This window comes from Pseudomonas sp. PNPG3, assembly GCF_023093815.1.
Lineage (GTDB): Bacteria > Pseudomonadota > Gammaproteobacteria > Pseudomonadales > Pseudomonadaceae > Aquipseudomonas > Aquipseudomonas asiatica.
Genome location: NZ_JALLKV010000007.1, coordinates 82839 through 100484 on the forward strand (window position 1 = coordinate 82839; position 17646 = coordinate 100484).

The following is a 17646-nucleotide window of genomic DNA, read 5'->3' on the forward strand; positions in this document are numbered from 1 at the left end:
GGCTGCCGGAAGTTTGCTCCCCCCGCCCCGCTCTGCTAGTGTCGCGCCGTTCTGAATGCCACCGAGACAGTCGCCATGGCCCGCAAAAAAGCCTCCCTCGATTTCGAGCAATCCCTCGCAGACCTGCAAGCACTGGTCGAGCGCCTGGAGAACGGCGAGTTGTCGCTGGAAGAGTCGCTGGCCGCCTTCGAGCAAGGCATCGCCCTGACCCGCGATTGCCAGGGTGCCCTGGCCCAGGCCGAACAGAAGGTGCAGATCCTGCTGGAACGCGATGGCGAACTGGCGGCCCAGCCCTTCGACGCGGAGCCGGAAGCATGATCGGCACCTACCAGGCCAGCTGCCAGGCGCGAGTCGATGCCGCCCTCGAACCGTTGTTCGTCGCCCCGACCAAGGAACTCGAACGCCTTTACGCCGCCATGCGCTACAGCGTGATGAACGGTGGCAAACGCGTTCGTCCGCTGCTGGCTTACGCGGCCTGCGAAGCATTGGGCGCCCCGGCCGAACAGGCCAACGGCGCAGCCTGTGCGGTGGAACTGATCCACGCGTACTCGCTGGTGCATGACGACCTGCCGGCCATGGATGACGACGACCTGCGCCGCGGCCAGCCGACCACCCACAAAGCCTTCGATGAAGCCTGCGCGATCCTCGCCGGCGACGGTTTGCAGAGTCTGGCCTTCAGCGCCTTGCTCGACCCGCGTCTGAGCCCGCAGGATGACAACATTCGCCTGGCCATGGTCCAGGCCCTGGCCAAGGCTGCCGGCCCGGCAGGCATGGTCGGTGGCCAGGCCATCGACCTGGGCTCGGTTGGCCTGAAGCTGGACCAGCAGGCGCTGGAGTTCATGCACCGGCACAAGACCGGCGCGCTGATCGAAGCCAGCGTGCGCCTCGGCGCCCTGGCCAGCGCCCGCGCCGAACAGGCGCAACTGGATGCCTTGCAGACCTATGCACAGGCGATCGGCCTGGCGTTCCAGGTGCAGGACGACATCCTTGACGTGGAAAGCGACACTGCGACCCTGGGCAAACGCCAGGGGGCCGATATCGCCCGTGACAAGCCGACCTACCCGGCGCTGCTGGGCCTGGAAGCGGCCAAGGCCTATGCGATCGAACTGCGCGACCAGGCGCTGGTCGCACTGCAAGGGTTTGGCGAAAAGGCCGAACCGCTGCGGGCGTTGGCGCGTTACATCGTCGAACGCCGCAACTGATTTGACTGGGGCCGCTGTGCGGCCCTTCGCGGGCAAGCCCGCTCCTACAGGACAGCGCTGCACCTGTGGGAGCGGGCTTGCCCGCGAAGGGCTGCACAGCAGCCCCATGCGACACCCGTCTGAATGGGCAGTATTTCCTACAATGGGGTAAACTGCCGCGTCTTCACACACCTATAACGACTCGCCTGATGCCCACGACGTTTCAAGAGATCCCCCGCGAACGCCCGGTCACGCCGTTGCTCGACCGCGCTGACACGCCTGCCGGCCTGCGCCGGCTGGCCGAAGCCGACCTGGAGACCCTGGCCGACGAACTGCGCCAGGAACTGCTCTACACCGTGGGTCAGACCGGTGGGCATTTTGGTGCCGGCCTGGGCGTCATCGAGCTGACCATCGCCCTGCACTATGTCTTCGACACCCCCGACGACCGGCTGGTGTGGGACGTGGGGCACCAGGCCTACCCGCACAAGATCCTCACCGGGCGCCGTAACCGCATGCTCAGCCTGCGCCAGAAGGGCGGCATCGCCGCCTTCCCGCGCCGCAGCGAGAGCGAGTACGACACCTTCGGCGTCGGCCACTCCAGCACCTCGATCAGCGCCGCACTGGGCATGGCCATTGCCGCCCGCCTGCAGAACAGCGACCGCAAGTCGATCGCGGTGATCGGTGACGGCGCGCTGACCGCCGGCATGGCCTTCGAGGCGTTGAACCACGCCCAGGAAGTCAACGCCGACATGCTGGTGATCCTCAACGACAACGACATGTCGATTTCGCGCAATGTCGGCGGCCTGTCCAACTACCTGGCCAAGATCCTCTCCAGCCGCACCTACGCGAGCATGCGCGAAGGCAGCAAGAAAGTGCTGTCGCGCCTGCCAGGCGCCTGGGAAATCGCCCGCCGCACCGAGGAGTACGCCAAGGGCATGCTGGTGCCGGGCACGCTGTTCGAAGAACTGGGCTGGAACTACATCGGCCCGATCGACGGCCACGACCTGCCGACCATGATCGCCACCCTGCGGAATATGCGTGACCTCAAGGGCCCGCAGTTCCTGCACGTGGTGACCAAGAAGGGCAAGGGCTTCGCCCCGGCCGAGATCGACCCTATCGGCTACCACGCCATCACCAAGCTGGAGCCGGCCGACAAACCCGCCGCACCGAAGAAAGCCAGCGGCCCAAAATACTCCGCGGTGTTCGGCCAGTGGCTGTGCGACATGGCTGCCGCCGACAACCGCCTGGTGGGCATCACCCCGGCGATGAAGGAAGGCTCCGACCTGGTCGAGTTCAGCGAACGCTACCCGGAGCGTTACTTCGACGTGGCGATTGCCGAGCAACATGCCGTGACCCTGGCGGCCGGCATGGCCTGCGAGGGCAGCAAGCCGGTGGTGGCGATCTACTCCACCTTCCTGCAGCGCGCCTACGACCAGCTGATTCACGACGTGGCGGTACAGAATCTTGACGTGCTGTTCGCCATCGACCGCGCCGGCCTGGTCGGCGAAGACGGCCCGACCCACGCGGGCAGCTACGACCTGTCGTACCTGCGCTGCATCCCGGGCATGCTGGTGATGACCCCAAGCGACGAAAACGAACTGCGCAAGATGCTCAGCACCGGCCACCTGTACAACGGCCCGGCGGCTGTGCGCTACCCGCGTGGCACCGGCCCGAACGCGCCGATCAGCGGTGACCTGGAGCCGCTGGAAATCGGCAAGGGCGTGGTCCGTCGCCAGGGCGAGAAAGTCGCTTTGCTGGTGTTCGGCGTGCAACTGGCCGAGGCCATGCAGGTGGCCGAGCAGATCAACGCTACCGTTGTGGACATGCGTTTCGTCAAACCGCTGGACGAGGCGCTGGTGCTGGAGCTGGCTGCAAGCCATGAGCTGCTGGTAACCATCGAAGAAAACGCCATCATGGGCGGTGCCGGTGCGGCTGTGGGTGAGTTCCTGGCCAGCCAGGCGATCGTGAAACCGCTGCTGCACCTTGGGTTGCCGGACATCTATGTCGAGCATGCCAAGCCGGCGCAGATGCTGGCTGAGTGCGGGCTGGATGCGGCTGGGATCGAGGCTTCGGTGACGGCTCGGATGGCCAGGCTCGGGTTGTAATCCCTTGGGGGCCGCTTTGCGGCCCTTTCGCGACACAAGGCCGCTCCCACAAAGGTCGTGCAAGCCACCAAGCCTTGCGCAGTCCCTGTGGGAGCGGCCTTGCGTCGCGATCGAGGGCGCAGCCCTCGCAAAAGCTTACTTGGACGCCGGCGCGTTAGCCTCGAGCAACGCACACAAACGCGCCGTAGCTTCGATCATCTGCCCACTAGGCCGCTCCAGGCCCTTGTCTGGCACCACCAGTAAACGATCATCGGCAACTGCACGCAGTTGTGGCCAGGCCTTCCAACCCGCCAGCTGCGCCTGATCACCCGCCAGAATGACCTGCGGGTTGCGCAGCAGCACAGACTCCACATTTACCTGCGGCGCCGCCTGGGTGAGATCGGCGAAGACATTACGCGCGCCGCAAACGGCCAGGGCATCGCTGACCACCTGCCGGCCACCGAGCGTATACAGCGGTCGGTCCCAGACCTGGTAGAACACCTGCAAGGGCTCGTCCCGTCGATACTGCTGGCGCAGCTGCCGCAGTCGGTCACGCAGGGCCTGGGCATACCGATGGCCCTGTTCGGCACGGCCGATTCGTTCGGCGATGGCTTCGATCTGCTCGATCAGCTGGTCGATATCATGGGGTTCTGCGCTGTACGTTGCGATACCCAGGCGCTTGAGCTGGTCGCGTTGGGCCGGCGGCACGCTGCCCGGCCACAGCAGCAACAGGTCGGGGCGCAGGCTGAGCAGGCGTTCGAGGTCCAGTTGCCCCTGGCGCCCCACCGAGGGCAACTCGCGCAGCGCCGCCGGCCGTTCGCCACCGTCGAGCACACCGACCAGCAGGTCATCGGCCTGCAGTTCGAGCATGATCTCGCTCATCGACGGGGCCAGGCTGACCACTCGCAGGGGTTCGGCGGCCAGTGTGGAGCAGACGAGCAGCGCCAACAGGCCGGGCAGCAGGCGCATCAGCCGAGCTGGCGTGGAATGCGATAGAGGTACAGAACCACTGCGGTGGACAACGCCAGCAGGATCTGCGGCACCGCCTCGAGGCCGACCAGCACCGACAAGGCGGCGACCCAGGCCGGCAAGCAGGCATACAGCATGGCCAGGCGCCGCACCCGCGCCAGTTCGATCCAGGCGGCGGGCTCTTCTCCAGTGCCGAGCACCTTGGAAGTGGCGATAAGGGCGCGCTTGTAGGCACCGAAGCGCGGCAGGCTGAGGAACATGGTCGCCGCGCCGGCAATGAACAGTGGCATGGCCAGCACCGAGGCAAGCGCATCACCGCCACCGAAGGCCCAGGCCATCACTGGCAGCGGCACCAGGCCCACCGCCAGGTATTGCCACCAGGCCAGCGCCAGGCGCCGCTTGACCTCGGCGCGGGTCACGCCTGAGGCACCTCGCCCTGGTGCTCGTTACCCAGCATGTGGCCCAGCTTGCCGGCCTTGGTTGCCAGGTAGTAGCGGTTGTGCGGGTTGTGCCCGGTGTGCAGCGGTACGCGCTCGGCGACGACGATGTTCATGTCGGTCAGGGCTTTGACCTTGCGCGGGTTGTTGGTCATCAGGCGCAGCGACTTCACGCCCAGGTGCTCCAGCATCGGCAGGCACATGGCGTAGTCGCGCTGGTCGGCGGCGAAGCCCAGGCGCTCGTTGGCCTCGACGGTATCGGCGCCACCGTCCTGCAGCTCGTAGGCGCGAATCTTGTTCAGCAGGCCGATGCCACGGCCTTCCTGGCGCAGGTACAGCAGCACGCCACGGCCTTCACGGGCGATGGCCTGCAGCGCGGCTTCCAGCTGCGAGCCGCAGTCGCAGCGCTGGCTGAACAGGGCATCGCCGGTCAGGCACTCGGAGTGCAGGCGCCCCAGCACCGGCTGGCCGTCCGCGATGTCACCCAGGCTGAGCACCACGTGCTCACGGCCAGTGGCTTCGTCGAGGAAGCCATGCATGGTGAAGGTCGCGAAGGGAGTCGGGAGTTTAGAGGCGGCAACAAAGACGACGGGCACGTTGTGCTCCTGGAATAAGTTTAAATTTCTCGTGGGCCGATTGTATCAGCAGGTTGGGGGATGTGGGCTGGCTGAATACCGTGGGGTAAGATCGAAAAGTTCGATGCTTATTAGGCCATCGATCAACCCTGCCCCCTACGCGGGCTTCTGTGGGAGCGGGTTTACCCGCGAAGAAGGTAACGCGGTGCCTGGCACCGGCTTCGCCGGTGTTCGCGGGTAAACCCGCTCCCACAGGGACCGCACAGGCCTTGGTGCTCTGCGTCTCAATGCGGTTTGCTATCCGGGCTGAACGGATACGGCTGCTGCCAGTGCTCGAAGATCGGCTTCAGCTCGCCACTGCGCACCAGCTCGGCCATGCGCTTGTCGAACAGGTCGCGCAGGGCCTTGGCCTGGTCGTTGCGGGCAAAGGCCAGGTACAGCGGCAGCTCGGCCACATGGGTGCGGCGGAAGCGCTCGGGTTGGGAGGTCTGGCCGAGCACGTAGTCGACCTCGGTCAGCGCATCGATGTAGTAGTCCACGCGGTCATGCTCGAGCATCGGCAAAATGCCTTCGCGGCGCTGGACTTCGCGAAAGTCATGCACATTGGGCAGGTAGCTGCCGAAATCGTAGCCACGCACCCAGGCCAGGCGGTACTGGCCTATGGTCTCCTGGGTAGGCACAGGCTTGCTGACCAGCCCCAGGGCGTAGATGTGGTCCATGTCGAAGTGCCAGCGCGGGTACAGGTTGTCGTCGTTCTCGTCCTTGTACGAGCCTACCCAGGCGTCAGCCTCGCCACGCTTGACCAGCCCGATCGCACGGCTGTAAGGCGCGCTCTGGGTCACCACCCTGACCCCGGCCGGCTCGAACACCTTGCGCAGCACGTCCCAGGCTACCCCGGTACCGTCGGCGTTGGTGTAGTCGAGCCACTCTTCGCTGACCAGGTGGATCTGTTTCGGCACACCCTCGGCAGCCGCCGCCCACGGGGCAAGGCTCAGCAGCATTGCCAGCAGCACGGTCCTCATGGCCATTCACACGCTCCCTGTATCAGGCAACCGCCCAAACCAGAACCTGCATCCCCAGCCAGGCAAACACGCCAGCCAGGATATCGTCGAGCATGATGCCAACACCCCCATGCACATGGCGGTCGACCCAGCGGATCGGCCACGGCTTGAGAATGTCGAAGAAGCGGAACATCAGGAACCCCGCCAGCAGCCACTGCCAGCCTTCCGGCACCAGCCAGAGGGTTATCCACATGCCGACGATCTCGTCCCAGACAATGCCTTCATGGTCGTGCACGCGCAAGTCATTGGCGACCTTACCGCATAGCCAGAAGCCGAACAGCATGCTCACGCCCAGCAACAGCCAGTAGCCCCAGTCGGGCAGCATCTGCCACAGCGGGATGAACGGTATGGCCACCAGCGAGCCCCAGGTGCCCGGCGCCTTTGGCAAGGTGCCAGAACCAAAACCGAAGGCGATGAAGTGCCACGGGTTGCGCCAGACCGAAGGCGGAACAAACTCCGCAGGCACCTGGTTGGGGTGATCGGTCACGGTGTCTCCCTAAAATGTTGATAGCCGCGTTGCCGCGGGGTGATGTCCTGGCCCTGCCGGTCGCGCAGGCTCACACCCTGCCCTTCGAGCACCCGCCCGATGACGTGGAATGCCGCCAGGCCTTGTGCCTGCAGGGATGAAAGCTCGGCTGGCGGCAAGGTGAACGCCAGCACATAGTCGTCGCCACCGGTCAGCGCCGCCTGCACGGCCGCCTCGGCACCGAGGAACCCCTGCAGAGCGGCTGACACCGGTACCTGCTCCAGGTTCACCTCGAGCGCCACACGGGAGGCCTTGGCGATATGCCCGCAGTCGGCCAGCAAGCCGTCGGAAATATCCAGCGCCGAGGTGGCACGCCCGCGCAGCAGTTGGCCCAGGGCGAACTGTGGCGATGGCGACCAGTAATGGTCGAGCAACGGTTGCGCCAGCGCGGCATCCGCCTGGCGCTGGCCCAGCACCAGCGGCAAGGCACCCGCCGCATTGCCCAGCTCACCGCCCACGCACAGCAAGTCGCCCGGACGAGCCCCGCCACGGCGCAACGCCTGCCCCGCCGGAACCCGGCCGAACACGGTCATGGTGATACTCAGGGGGCCGCGAGTGGTGTCGCCACCGATAAGGCTTAGCTGGCAATGGCCGGCCATGCGGTTGAGGCCGCTGGCGTAGGCTTGCAGCCAGTCGGCGCTGACCTCGGGCAAGGTCAGGGCAAGGGTGAAGCCGATGGGGGTGGCGCCCATGGCAGCCAGGTCGCTGGCCGCCACGGCCAGCGAGCGCTGGCCGAGCAACCAAGGGTCGCACAGAGCCGGAAAATGCACCCCGGCAACCAGGGTGTCGGTGGACACCGCCAGTTGCTCGCCGGCAGGAAGGCCCAGCAAGGCGCAGTCGTCACCGATGCCAAGGGCCACGCCTTCACCGCCTTGCGCACAGGGCGCGGCGGCGAAGTAATGGCTGATCAGCTCGAACTCACCCATGGTCTGCAAGCGCCAGGATCAGCGCTTGTTCGCCTTGACTTCTGCTTCGCGCAGGTTCGGGGCCAGCTTGTCCAGCACACCGTTGACGAACTTGTGGCCGTCGGTGGCACCGAAGACCTTGGCCAGCTCGACACCTTCGTTGATCACCACGCGGTACGGTACGTCGACGCGCTTGATGAACTCCCAGGTAGACAGACGCAGCACGGCCAGCTCGACCGGGTCGAGCTCTTCCAGTGCCAGGTCCAGGCATGGCTTCAGGGCGCTGTCGATTTCGCTCTTGATCGCCGGGACCCCATGCAGGATCTCGCGGAAATAAGCGCCGTCGACATCGGAGAAATCGTTATCGACCCGGAACTGCGCTTCGATCTCGTTCAGCGAATGCTGCGCCATGTGCCACTGGTACAGTGCCTGGGTCGCGAGCTTGCGGGCTTCGCGGCGCTTGGCACTCTTCGATGGCTTGCCGGCATCCGCAGGTTTTGGATCGCGCGGGTTGAAACGATCGCTTTCGTCGCTAATCACTTGGCCTCCAACTGCGCCAGCAGGCTGACCATTTCCAGAGCGGACAGGGCAGCTTCAGCACCTTTGTTGCCGGCCTTGGTGCCGGAACGCTCGATGGCCTGCTCGATGGAGTCGACGGTCAGTACGCCGAAGGCCACCGGAACACCGAACTCCATGGACACCTGGGCCAGGCCCTTGGTGCATTCGCCCGCCACGTATTCGAAGTGCGGGGTACCACCACGGATCACGGCGCCCAGGGCGATGATCGCGTCGTAGGCGCCTTGCTGGGCGACCTTCTGTGCCACCAGCGGGATTTCGAATGCACCCGGGGCACGGATGATGGTGATGTCGCTTTCGCTGACACCGTGGCGTACCAGGGCATCAACGGCACCGCTTACCAGGCTTTCGACGACGAAGCTGTTGAAGCGGCCAACCACCAAAGCATAGCGACCTTTGGGGGCGATGAAGGTACCTTCGATGGTCTTCAGGGTCATTCCGATATTCTCATCTTCAAGAGCGAGGCCGCATGCTGGCGGCCTCGACAGGGGTATGGACTCGAGCTGGAGGGCGTCACTGCCGCCTCAAGTCACTCGGAGGGCACGTATTCTACAACTTCCAGATCGAATCCGGATATCGCGTTGAACTTCATCGGCGAACTCATAAGGCGCATCTTGCGCACACCGAGGTCGCGCAGGATCTGCGAACCTGCACCCACGGTGCTGTAGGTGGTCGGTGCCTTGACTGGTGCATCGCCAGCGCTTTCGCGGATGTGCGCCAGCAACACGTCGCCGTCCAGCGGGTGCCCCAGCAGCAATACCACGCCGCTGCCGGCCTCGGCCACGGCAGCCATGGCGGCGCGCAGGCTCCAGCGGCCCGGTTGCTTGACCAGCAGCAGGTCGCGCAGCGGGTCCATGTTGTGTACGCGGACCAGGGTCGGCTCTTCGGCGCAGATCTTGCCCAGGGTCAAGGCCATGTGCACGTCGCCTTCCACCGCGTCGCGGTAGGTGACCAGGTTGAACTCACCCAGCTCGCTCTCGACCGGTTGCTCGGAGACGCGCTGCACGGTGCGCTCGTGGATCATGCGGTAGTGGATCAGGTCGGCGATGGTGCCGATCTTCAGGCCGTGCTCGGCGGCAAACACTTCCAGCTCGGCGCGGCGCGACATGGTGCCGTCGTCGTTCATCACTTCGCAGATCACGCCGCTCGGCTCGAAACCGGCCATGCGCGCCAGGTCGCACGCGGCCTCGGTGTGGCCGGCACGGGCCAGAGTACCGCCAGGCTGGGCCATCAGCGGGAAGATGTGGCCAGGGCTGACGATATCTTCGGCCTTGGCGTCCTTGGCGGCCGCCGCCTGCACGGTGCGTGCGCGGTCAGCGGCGGAGATGCCGGTGGTGACACCTTCGGCGGCTTCGATCGACACGGTGAACTTGGTGCCGAAGCCCGAGCCGTTGCGCGGCGCCATCAGCGGCAGCTTCAGCGTTTCGCAACGCTCGCGGGTCATCGGCATACAGATCAGGCCACGGGCGTGCTTGGCCATGAAATTGATATGCTCGGGCAGGCAGCACTCGGCTGCCATGATGATGTCGCCTTCGTTTTCGCGATCTTCGTCATCCATGAGGATGACCATTTTGCCCTGGCGGATGTCTTCGACCAGTTCTTCGATGCTGTTGAGCGCCACGCGGCACCCCCTTCTCAATCAGGATTTCAAGAAGCCGTTGGCGGCCAGGAAGCTTTCGGTAATGCCACTGCCCTTGCTCGGTTCGGCGGCCTTGTCACCCAGCAGCAGACGCTCCAGGTAACGGGCCAGCAGGTCGACCTCAAGGTTTACCCGACGCCCTGCACGGTAGTCGGCCATGATGGTTTCGGACAGGGTGTGCGGGACAATGGTCAGCTCGAACTCGGCGCCATTGACCTCGTTGACCGTCAGGCTGGTGCCGTCGACGGTGATCGAACCCTTGTGGGCGATGTACTTGGCCAGCTCCTTCGGTGCACGCACGCGGAACTGGATGGCGCGGGCGTTATCGCTGCGCGAGATGATTTCGCCGACCCCGTCGACGTGGCCGCTGACCAGGTGCCCGCCCAGCCGGGTAGTGGGAGTCAGGGCTTTTTCCAGGTTGACCTTGCTGCCGCTCTTGAGGTCGATGAAGGCGGTGCGCTTGAGGGTTTCGACGCTGACGTCGGCCCAGAAGCCGTCGCCCGGCAGTTCGACGGCGGTCAGGCACACGCCGTTGACGGCGATGCTGTCGCCGAGCTTGACGTCACCCAGGTCGAGCTTGCCGGTTTCGACGTATACGCGCACGTCGCCACCCTTGGGGGTCAGGCTGCGGATGGTGCCGATGGATTCGATGATGCCGGTGAACATGGGGTCTTCCTCAAAAACGTTTTGCGCAGGGCAAGCCAGGCATTATACGCGGGGTGCCGGCAGGGGGATGGCCGTGACCCGCCAGTCATCGCCCACTGCGCGCATTTCAGTAATTTTCAGCCGCGGCGCTTCGCTCATCTTGTCCAGTGGCCAGTCCAACAGCGGACGAGCCTGGGAACCAAGGAAAGTGCCGGCGACGAACAGTTGGTACTCGTCGATCAGGCCTTGCCGGGCGAAGGCGCCGACCAGGCCGGCACCGGCTTCCAGCAGGACTTCGTTGATGCTGCGGGCCGCCAGGGCCTGCAGCAACGCCGACAGGTCTACCTGGCCATTGTCACCCGGCAAGCTGAGCAGTTCGTGGCCGGCAGCGGCATAGCGCGGGTCATCTGCGACAGCGGTCACCACCAGCGCCGGGCCAGCCTGGAAGAACGGCGCATCCAGCGGCAGGCGCAGGTGGCCATCGATCAGCACGCGCAGCGGTGTGCGGCTGAGAGCCAGGGCAGTGGTTTCGGCATCCAGGCCCAGCTCGGCGCCGCGCACGGTCATCCGCGCGTTGTCGGCCAACACGCTGGTGGCGCTGGTCAGTACCACGCTGGAGCGGGCGCGCAGGCGCTGCACCGCCGAACGGGCGGCCGGGCCGGTGATCCACTGGCTTTCGCCACTGGCCATGGCGGTGCGGCCATCCAGGCTCATGGCCAGCTTGGCGCGAACGAACGGCAGGCCATGTTCCATGCGTTTGAGGAAACCGGGGTTGAGTGCGCGGGCCTCGGCCTCGAGCACGCCGCTGGCCACTTCGATACCGGCCTCGGCCAGGCGCCGCAGGCCCTGCCCCGCCACTTGCGGGTTGGGGTCCTGCATGGCGGCTACCACCCGTGCCACGCCTGCCTTGACCAGCGCTTCGGCGCACGGCGGCGTGCGGCCGTGATGGCTGCACGGCTCGAGGGTGACATAGGCACAGGCGCCACGGGCACGCTCACCGGCCTGGCGCAGCGCATGCACTTCGGCATGCGGCTCGCCGGCGCGTACATGCCAGCCTTCGCCGACCACCTCGCCATCGCGCACGATCACGCAGCCTACGCGCGGGTTCGGGTGGGTGGTGTACAGGCCCTTGCGCGCCAGCTCCAGCGCGCGGGCCATGTAGTGGGCGTCGAGGATGGCAGCTTGGCTGGGCATGATCACTCTTTAGCCGGCTCGCGAGCCAGGCGGTCGATTTCTTCGCGGAACTCGTCGAGGTCCTGGAAGCGCCGGTAAACCGAGGCAAAACGGATATAGGCCACTTCGTCGAGCTTGCGCAGCTCGGCCATGACCATTTCACCCACCACCAGCGATTTGACTTCACGCTCGCCGGTGGCACGCAGGCGGCTCTTGATATGCGCCAGCGCAGCTTCCAGACGCTCGACGCTGACCGGGCGCTTTTCCAGTGCCCGCTGCATGCCGGCGCGCAGTTTTTCTTCGTCGAAGGGTTGGCGCGTGCCGTCCTGCTTGATCAGCCGGGGCAGCACCAGCTCGGCGGTTTCGAAAGTGGTGAAACGCTCGCCGCAGGCGACGCATTCGCGGCGGCGGCGCACCTGCTCGCCCTCGGCGACGAGGCGAGAGTCGATGACCTTGGTGTCGTTGGCACCGCAAAAGGGACAGTGCATGGTGGCAGGCAACAAAAAAAGGGAGGGCCATGGTAGCGCATCCCACTGGCAAGACAAGCCAAAGGGGTTAACATCCATGGGAAATCTGCCCGTGAAGGACTACCCCATGCACTACCGAGCGCTCGTCGTGCTGTGCTGCGCCGCCCTGCTCGCCGCCTGCGGCAGCGACAGGCCGAAGCCCGACACCCCTCCGGCACCCACGCCAGCCCGCACGGCCAAGCCGGCCGCAGTACTGGGCCCGCTGCCGGCCTACCAGCGCGAGCTAAGCGGCACCTTGCTGGAAATCCCCGCCGGTGCCGACGTGGAGCTGGCCTTGCTGGTCATCGACGAACGCGACCGCCCACAACGCTTGCTGGCCAGCAGCAACCTGACTGGCACCGGCCAGGCCCTGCCCTACCAACTGCGCTTCAACCCCGAGGCCTTCCCCGCCGGTGCCCGGGTCGAGCTGCGCGGCCGCGCCAGCAGCTCTGGCCAGCTGATCATGCACCTGCCGCCGGTGCGCATTACCCAGGCCCAGACCCAGGCCATCGGCCCGCTGCGTTTCGAGAAGGCGCCGTAAGTGGCGCCAGTCTCCCTACAACAGCCCCTGCAACAGGCCCTGCAACAGGCCCTCAGCAGCCTGATCGGCGAAGCGCGTCTTGTCGTCAGCGAGCTGCCCGGCTGCGACCTCAAGCTGTGGCTGATCGACGACCAGAACATGGACCGCGCCTTCAGCAGCGAAGAGACCCGGCGCATTCTTGAAGAACCGCCCTACTGGAGCTTCTGCTGGGCCAGCGGCCTGGCCATGGCCCGTTACCTGGCCGAGCACCCGGAATGGGTAGCCGGCAAGCGCGTGCTGGACTTTGGCGCCGGCTCCGGTATCGCCGGTATTGCCGCCGCCCGCGCCGGTGCGCTGGAAGTGGTGGCCTGCGACCTCGACCCGCTGGCACTCGATGCCTGCCGCGCAAATGCCGCGCTGAACGGGGTGGAACTGGGTTACAGCAGCAATTTCTTCGCCGAGGACGATCGCTTCGATCTGATCCTGGTTGCCGACGTGCTGTACGACCGCGCCAACCTGCCGCTGCTGGATGCCTTCCTCGGCCGCGGGCGCCAGGCGCTGGTGGCCGACTCGCGTGTACGCGACTTCAGCCACCCGTTGTATCAACAACTGGGCGTGCTGGAAGCGCTCACCCTGCCAGACCTGGCCGAGCCGCACGAATTCCGCCGGGTCAGCCTGTACCACGCCAGCCGCGACACCTTATAGTGGTGTTATCCACGAGTTTGCGAGAGTCGCGATGACCCAAGACACGCCATACATTTTCGACGCTACCGATGCCACCTTCCAGCAACTGGTTATCGAGAACTCCTTCCACAAACCGGTGCTGGTGGATTTCTGGGCCGAGTGGTGCGCGCCGTGCAAGGCACTGATGCCACTGCTGGCGAAGATCACCGAGGGTTACCAGGGCGAGTTGCTGCTGGCCAAGATCAACTGTGACGTGGAGCAACAGGTAGTTGCCCAGTTCGGCATCCGCAGCCTGCCGACCGTGGTGCTGTTCAAGGACGGCCAGCCGGTGGACGGTTTTGCCGGTGCGCAGCCGGAATCGGCGATCCGCGCGATGCTCGAGCCGCACGTGCAACTGCCTGCCGCGCCTACCGCCTCGCCGCTGGAGCAGGCCAAGGGACTTTTTGCCGAAAGCCGTTTTGCCGAGGCCGAAGCACTGTTGCAGGCACTGCTGGGTGAGGACAACAGCAATGCCGAGGCACTGATTCTGTATGCCCGTTGCCTGGCCGAGCGCGGGGAGCTGGGTGAAGCCCAGGTGGTGCTGGATGCGGTCAAGACTGACGAGCACAAAGCTGCACTGGCCGGCGCCAAGGCACAACTGACCTTCCTGCGCCAGGCCGCCAGTCTGCCGGAAGTGGCTGACCTGAAAAGCCGCCTGGCGCAGAACCCGCAGGATGATGAAGCGGCTTATCAGCTGAGCGTGCAGCAGCTGGCGCGCCAGCAATATGAAGCGGCGCTGGAAGGGTTGCTGAAGCTGTTCCAGCGTAACCGTGGTTATGAGAACGGGCTGCCGCAGAAGGCGTTGCTGCAGGTGTTCGAGCTGCTGGGCGGTGATCACCCGCTGGTCGGCGTGTATCGTCGCAAGTTATCGGCGGCGATGTTCTGACCCTAGGCCTATTGCGAGGGCTTTGCCCTCGTTCGCGGGCATGCCCGCGAACGAGGCCAGCACAGGCAATACAGATTTATCCCACCCAGTGATACACCGGCGCGTCCACGCCACTTTCCACCTTGACTTCACGGCTATGCCGCAAGCGCACCAGCAGCCGTTTACCCGCCGCCGTACTCCCAGCCAGCCCTTCCAGCCGATCCAGCAATTCCGGCCCGCTCATCTGCCCTGCCAGGCGCAACACCTCACGTGCCGCAGTCCATTGCCCGTCATCCTGACGAGTTGTCGCCACGGTTTCCGCTGTTGCGGTCTGTGCCACCGCAGGCAATTCGATCCGCCGCCCCAGTTGCGCCCACTCTTCAGGCGCCAGCTCGATGGTCAGATCCACAGGCCAGTCACCAATCTGTCCACGAATTCTCATGCTGCATTCCCTGAACCCAAGTCAATGCCACCATCCTACCCCAACATGAAACCTGCGCCACGCAGGCTGGCAGCACACGGAAAAGTTGTTATAACATAACCCGATCTTCCCGCCCGCTCCGGAGTCGTCCATGCGTCGCCTGTTGCTCGCCTTGCCCTTCGCCCTGCTGCCCCTGGCCGTGGCCCAAGCCCACGATGATGACCATGATCACGACCACGGCACCCTCGGCGCCCACGAGCATGGCGTGGCCAAGCTCAATGCCGTGCTCGATGGCAACACCCTGGAGCTGGAGCTGGACAGCCCGGCAATGAACCTGGTCGGCTTCGAACACGCCGCCAACAGCGACGCCGACAAGGCCAAGGTCGCGGCGGTGCGCCAGCAGCTGGAGCAGCCACTGAAGCTGTTCGGCCTGCCCGCCGCTGCCGGTTGCAAGGAAGACCAGCAGGAACTGGAAAGCCCGCTGTTCGGTGATGCCCCGAAAGCCGACGACGATGGTGATGACCACGAGCACAGCCACCAGCACAGCGACATCGGCGCCCATTACCAGCTGACTTGCGCCGACCCCGACAAACTGGCGCAGGTGGACCTCGCTCCGCTGTTCAAGGCGTTCCCGGCTACCCAGAAAATCACCGTTCAACTGATCGGCCCCAATGGCCAGAAAGGCGCGGAAGCCACGCCAGCCAAGGCTGCGGTCGCGTTCTGAATGCGCCAGCCGTTGATCGAACTGCATGACCTGGTGTTTGCCTGGCCCGGCCAGCCGGCGCTGCTGGATATTCCGGCATTCCGCCTGGAGGCTGGCGAAGCCCTGTTTCTCAAGGGCCCCAGTGGCAGTGGCAAGACCACATTGCTGGGCCTGCTGGGCGGGGTGAACGTACCAGGCCAGGGCCGCATCCAGTTGCTCGGCCAGGACCTCGGGCGCCTGGGCCAAGGCGCCCGTGACCGCTTCCGGGTCGACCACACCGGTTATATCTTCCAGCAGTTCAACCTGCTGCCGTTCCTCTCGGTACGCGAAAATGTCGAGCTGCCCTGCCGCTTCTCGCGCAGCCGCAAGGCCCGCGCCGAGCAACGCCATGGCAGTGTCGACCAGGCAGCCAGCACCTTGCTGGCCCACCTGGGCCTGGACGACCCCGCCCTGCTCGCCCGCCGCGCCGACAGCCTGTCGATCGGCCAGCAGCAACGGGTCGCTGCCGCCCGCGCACTGATCGGCCAACCCGAACTGGTGATCGCCGACGAACCGACCTCGGCGCTGGATGCCGACACCCGCGAAGCGTTCATCCGCCTGCTGTTCGATGAATGCCGCGCCGCCGGTGCCAGCCTGCTGTTCGTCAGCCACGACCAGAGCCTGGCGCCGCTGTTCGACCGCCACCTGTCGCTGGCCGAACTCAACCGCGCCGCCAAGTCCCGGGAGGCCTGATGTACCTGCTCCGCCTTGCCTTGGCCAGCCTGGCCAACCGCCGCTTCACCGCATTCCTCACCGCCTTCGCCATCGCCCTGTCGGTGTGCCTGCTGCTGGCCGTGGAGCGGGTCCGTACCGAGGCCCGGGCCAGCTTCGCCAGCACCATAAGCGGTACCGACCTGATCGTCGGCGCCCGCTCCGGCTCGGTGAACCTGCTGTTGTACTCGGTGTTCCGCATCGGCAACGCCACCAACAACATCCGTTGGGACAGCTATGAGCACTACGCCAAGGACCCGCGGGTGGAATGGGCCATCCCTATCTCGCTGGGCGACTCGCACCGTGGTTATCGAGTGATGGGCACTACCGGTGATTACTTCAGCCATTACCAGTACGGCCGCCGCCAGCACCTGGAATTGAGCCATGGCCGCGCGTTTGCCGATGATCCGTTCGAGGTGGTGCTGGGTGCCGAAGTGGCCGAGGCATTGCACTACAAGCTGGGCGACAAGCTGGTGCTTGCCCACGGCGTGGCCGCGATCAGCCTGGTCAAGCACGACGACAAGCCGTTCACCGTAGTCGGAGTGCTCAAGCGCACCGGCACACCGGTCGACCGCACGCTGCATATCAGCCTGGGCGGCATGGAAGCCATCCACATCGACTGGCACAACGGTGTGCCGGCCCGTGGCGCCGGGCGTATCAGCGCCGAGCAGGCACGGACCATGGACCTGCAGCCTGCCGCCATCACTGCGTTCATGCTCGGCCTGAACAGCAAGATCGCGACATTCAGCCTGCAGCGGGAGATCAATGAATACCGCAGCGAGCCGTTGCTGGCGATCCTGCCCGGGGTAGCCCTGCAGGAGCTGTGGAGCCTGATGGGCACCGCGGAGCAGGCGTTGTTCGTGGTGTCGCTGTTCGTGGTGCTGACCGGCCTGATCGGCATGCTTACGGCGATTCTCACCAGCCTCAATGAACGCCGCAGGGAGATGGCGATATTGCGCTCGGTTGGTGCCAGGCCGTGGCATATCGCAGGGCTGCTGGTGCTGGAGGCACTGTCGCTGGCGGCGGTAGGGATCGCTGCAGGGCTTGGCTTGCTGTATGCGGGAATCGCCCTGGCACAAGGGTATGTGCAGGCCAACTATGGTTTGTACTTGCCGCTGGCCATGCCGAGTGCTCATGAATGGACGTTGCTGGCTATCATCCTGGGAGCTGCGCTGTTGATGGGCAGCGTACCGGCGTGGCGGGCCTATCGGCAGTCGCTGGCCGACGGCTTGTCCATTCACCTCTGAGGGCGTGCAATGATCCAATACCTCACTGCCTTCTTCGCGGGTGAACCCGCTCCCACAAGGTCCACCACAAGCTTCAAAGCCTATGCAGGACCTGTGGGAGCGGGTTCACCCGCGAAGAGGCCAGTACAGGCAGTACAACT

At 65.4% G+C, this 17646-nt stretch carries 22 protein-coding genes; 9 read left to right on the forward strand and 13 right to left on the reverse strand.

The annotated features are described in order from the left end of the window. Positions 1-75: 75 nt before the first annotated feature. The 3 genes from MJ643_RS07300 to dxs all read left to right on the forward strand — a co-directional run bounded on the left by MJ643_RS07300 (position 76) and on the right by dxs (position 3286). Positions 76-318: an exodeoxyribonuclease VII small subunit gene (locus tag MJ643_RS07300; protein WP_003255380.1), complete on the forward strand. Its 243-nt coding sequence runs from the start codon at positions 76-78 to the stop codon at positions 316-318. Next, on the forward strand, positions 315-1202 hold the full coding sequence (gene ispA, locus MJ643_RS07305) for a (2E,6E)-farnesyl diphosphate synthase (protein WP_013970681.1): 888 nt from the start codon (positions 315-317) through the stop codon (positions 1200-1202). Before MJ643_RS07300 ends, ispA begins: the two co-directional genes overlap by 4 nt. Positions 1203-1390: 188 nt before the next feature. Next, positions 1391-3286, forward strand: a complete 1896-nt coding sequence (dxs, locus tag MJ643_RS07310; protein WP_013970680.1) for a 1-deoxy-D-xylulose-5-phosphate synthase — start codon at positions 1391-1393, stop codon at positions 3284-3286. Positions 3287-3421: 135 nt separating this feature from the next. On the opposite strand, the gene MJ643_RS07315 is transcribed toward dxs, so the two are convergent. The 12 genes from MJ643_RS07315 to nrdR all read right to left on the reverse strand — a co-directional run bounded on the left by MJ643_RS07315 (position 3422) and on the right by nrdR (position 12259). After that, positions 3422-4234: a cobalamin-binding protein gene (locus MJ643_RS07315; RefSeq protein WP_013970679.1), complete on the reverse strand. Its 813-nt coding sequence runs from the start codon at positions 4232-4234 to the stop codon at positions 3422-3424. After that, complete coding sequence (locus tag MJ643_RS07320; RefSeq protein ID WP_013970678.1) at positions 4234-4653, reverse strand: hypothetical protein; 420 nt, start codon at positions 4651-4653, stop codon at positions 4234-4236. The genes MJ643_RS07315 and MJ643_RS07320 overlap by 1 nt, the downstream gene beginning before the upstream one ends. Beyond that, the gene (ribA, locus tag MJ643_RS07325; protein ID WP_003260612.1) at positions 4650-5267 is read right to left on the reverse strand and encodes a GTP cyclohydrolase II; all 618 of its coding nucleotides are present in this window, start codon (positions 5265-5267) and stop codon (positions 4650-4652) included. The genes MJ643_RS07320 and ribA overlap by 4 nt, the downstream gene beginning before the upstream one ends. A gap of 263 nt (positions 5268-5530) precedes the next feature. Then, positions 5531-6274: a transporter substrate-binding domain-containing protein gene (locus tag MJ643_RS07330; protein ID WP_247726716.1), complete on the reverse strand. Its 744-nt coding sequence runs from the start codon at positions 6272-6274 to the stop codon at positions 5531-5533. Positions 6275-6290: 16 nt separating this feature from the next. After that, complete coding sequence (locus MJ643_RS07335) at positions 6291-6794, reverse strand: phosphatidylglycerophosphatase A (protein ID WP_004376077.1); 504 nt, start codon at positions 6792-6794, stop codon at positions 6291-6293. Beyond that, complete coding sequence (gene thiL / locus MJ643_RS07340; RefSeq protein WP_038408608.1) at positions 6791-7759, reverse strand: thiamine-phosphate kinase; 969 nt, start codon at positions 7757-7759, stop codon at positions 6791-6793. The genes MJ643_RS07335 and thiL overlap by 4 nt, the downstream gene beginning before the upstream one ends. 18 nt (positions 7760-7777) lie before the next feature. Next, positions 7778-8278 carry a transcription antitermination factor NusB gene (gene nusB, locus MJ643_RS07345; RefSeq protein ID WP_013970674.1) on the reverse strand — a complete coding sequence of 167 codons (501 nt, stop codon included), beginning with the start codon at positions 8276-8278 and terminating at the stop codon, positions 7778-7780. Then, a complete protein-coding gene (gene ribE, locus MJ643_RS07350) occupies positions 8275-8751 on the reverse strand; it encodes a 6,7-dimethyl-8-ribityllumazine synthase (RefSeq protein ID WP_003255395.1) in 477 nt (158 codons plus the stop codon). Before ribE ends, nusB begins: the two co-directional genes overlap by 4 nt. Before the next feature lie 92 nt (positions 8752-8843). Beyond that, complete coding sequence (gene ribBA, locus MJ643_RS07355) at positions 8844-9935, reverse strand: bifunctional 3,4-dihydroxy-2-butanone-4-phosphate synthase/GTP cyclohydrolase II (protein ID WP_003259341.1); 1092 nt, start codon at positions 9933-9935, stop codon at positions 8844-8846. An 18-nt stretch (positions 9936-9953) separates the two neighbouring features. Continuing rightward, positions 9954-10619 (reverse strand): riboflavin synthase, encoded by a 666-nt coding sequence (locus MJ643_RS07360; RefSeq protein WP_003255399.1) that lies wholly within the window; start codon positions 10617-10619, stop codon positions 9954-9956. Between the two features lie 42 nt (positions 10620-10661). Continuing rightward, entirely contained in the window at positions 10662-11792 is a 1131-nt protein-coding gene (ribD, locus tag MJ643_RS07365) for a bifunctional diaminohydroxyphosphoribosylaminopyrimidine deaminase/5-amino-6-(5-phosphoribosylamino)uracil reductase RibD (RefSeq protein ID WP_024086182.1), read from the reverse strand. A 2-nt stretch (positions 11793-11794) separates the two neighbouring features. Then, positions 11795-12259: a transcriptional regulator NrdR gene (gene nrdR / locus MJ643_RS07370; RefSeq protein WP_003255402.1), complete on the reverse strand. Its 465-nt coding sequence runs from the start codon at positions 12257-12259 to the stop codon at positions 11795-11797. 106 nt (positions 12260-12365) lie between these two features. Here nrdR and MJ643_RS07375 point away from each other — a divergent pair, with 106 nt between their 5' ends. From MJ643_RS07375 to trxA, 3 genes are read left to right on the forward strand one after another with little or no spacing between them, the layout of a single operon-like run. Beyond that, on the forward strand, positions 12366-12818 hold the full coding sequence (locus MJ643_RS07375; RefSeq protein ID WP_024086181.1) for a YbaY family lipoprotein: 453 nt from the start codon (positions 12366-12368) through the stop codon (positions 12816-12818). A 27-nt stretch (positions 12819-12845) separates the two neighbouring features. Further along, positions 12846-13502 carry a 50S ribosomal protein L11 methyltransferase gene (locus tag MJ643_RS07380; protein ID WP_038410335.1) on the forward strand — a complete coding sequence of 219 codons (657 nt, stop codon included), beginning with the start codon at positions 12846-12848 and terminating at the stop codon, positions 13500-13502. A 31-nt stretch (positions 13503-13533) separates the two neighbouring features. Next, positions 13534-14406 carry a thioredoxin gene (gene trxA / locus MJ643_RS07385; protein WP_013970670.1) on the forward strand — a complete coding sequence of 291 codons (873 nt, stop codon included), beginning with the start codon at positions 13534-13536 and terminating at the stop codon, positions 14404-14406. Between the two features lie 76 nt (positions 14407-14482). Here the strand turns inward: trxA and MJ643_RS07390 are convergent, their stop codons facing one another. Further along, complete coding sequence (locus MJ643_RS07390) at positions 14483-14827, reverse strand: hypothetical protein (RefSeq protein WP_023663079.1); 345 nt, start codon at positions 14825-14827, stop codon at positions 14483-14485. 130 nt (positions 14828-14957) lie between these two features. On the opposite strand from MJ643_RS07390, the gene MJ643_RS07395 reads away from it, so the two are divergent. From MJ643_RS07395 to MJ643_RS07405, 3 genes are read left to right on the forward strand one after another with little or no spacing between them, the layout of a single operon-like run. Then, a complete protein-coding gene (locus MJ643_RS07395) occupies positions 14958-15530 on the forward strand; it encodes a DUF2796 domain-containing protein (protein ID WP_013970668.1) in 573 nt (190 codons plus the stop codon). After that, complete coding sequence (locus MJ643_RS07400) at positions 15531-16241, forward strand: ABC transporter ATP-binding protein (RefSeq protein WP_013970667.1); 711 nt, start codon at positions 15531-15533, stop codon at positions 16239-16241. Continuing rightward, positions 16241-17506, forward strand: coding sequence for an ABC transporter permease (locus tag MJ643_RS07405; protein ID WP_013970666.1), 1266 nt, complete (start codon positions 16241-16243; stop codon positions 17504-17506). The genes MJ643_RS07400 and MJ643_RS07405 overlap by 1 nt, the downstream gene beginning before the upstream one ends. Positions 17507-17646 lie beyond the last annotated feature (140 nt).

Coding starts and splice junctions, on each gene's coding strand:
- MJ643_RS07300 (WP_003255380.1), top strand. CDS start 76: ATGGCCCGCAAAAAAGCCTCCCTCGATTTCGAGCAATCCCTCGCAGAC.
- ispA (WP_013970681.1), top strand. CDS start 315: ATGATCGGCACCTACCAGGCCAGCTGCCAGGCGCGAGTCGATGCCGCC.
- dxs (WP_013970680.1), top strand. CDS start 1,391: ATGCCCACGACGTTTCAAGAGATCCCCCGCGAACGCCCGGTCACGCCG.
- MJ643_RS07315 (WP_013970679.1), bottom strand. CDS start 4,234: ATGCGCCTGCTGCCCGGCCTGTTGGCGCTGCTCGTCTGCTCCACACTG.
- MJ643_RS07330 (WP_247726716.1), bottom strand. CDS start 6,274: ATGGCCATGAGGACCGTGCTGCTGGCAATGCTGCTGAGCCTTGCCCCG.
- thiL (WP_038408608.1), bottom strand. CDS start 7,759: ATGGGTGAGTTCGAGCTGATCAGCCATTACTTCGCCGCCGCGCCCTGT.
- ribE (WP_003255395.1), bottom strand. CDS start 8,751: ATGACCCTGAAGACCATCGAAGGTACCTTCATCGCCCCCAAAGGTCGC.
- MJ643_RS07360 (WP_003255399.1), bottom strand. CDS start 10,619: ATGTTCACCGGCATCATCGAATCCATCGGCACCATCCGCAGCCTGACC.
- ribD (WP_024086182.1), bottom strand. CDS start 11,792: ATGCCCAGCCAAGCTGCCATCCTCGACGCCCACTACATGGCCCGCGCG.
- nrdR (WP_003255402.1), bottom strand. CDS start 12,259: ATGCACTGTCCCTTTTGCGGTGCCAACGACACCAAGGTCATCGACTCT.
- MJ643_RS07375 (WP_024086181.1), top strand. CDS start 12,366: ATGCACTACCGAGCGCTCGTCGTGCTGTGCTGCGCCGCCCTGCTCGCC.
- trxA (WP_013970670.1), top strand. CDS start 13,534: ATGACCCAAGACACGCCATACATTTTCGACGCTACCGATGCCACCTTC.
- MJ643_RS07390 (WP_023663079.1), bottom strand. CDS start 14,827: ATGAGAATTCGTGGACAGATTGGTGACTGGCCTGTGGATCTGACCATC.
- MJ643_RS07395 (WP_013970668.1), top strand. CDS start 14,958: ATGCGTCGCCTGTTGCTCGCCTTGCCCTTCGCCCTGCTGCCCCTGGCC.
- MJ643_RS07400 (WP_013970667.1), top strand. CDS start 15,531: ATGCGCCAGCCGTTGATCGAACTGCATGACCTGGTGTTTGCCTGGCCC.
- MJ643_RS07405 (WP_013970666.1), top strand. CDS start 16,241: ATGTACCTGCTCCGCCTTGCCTTGGCCAGCCTGGCCAACCGCCGCTTC.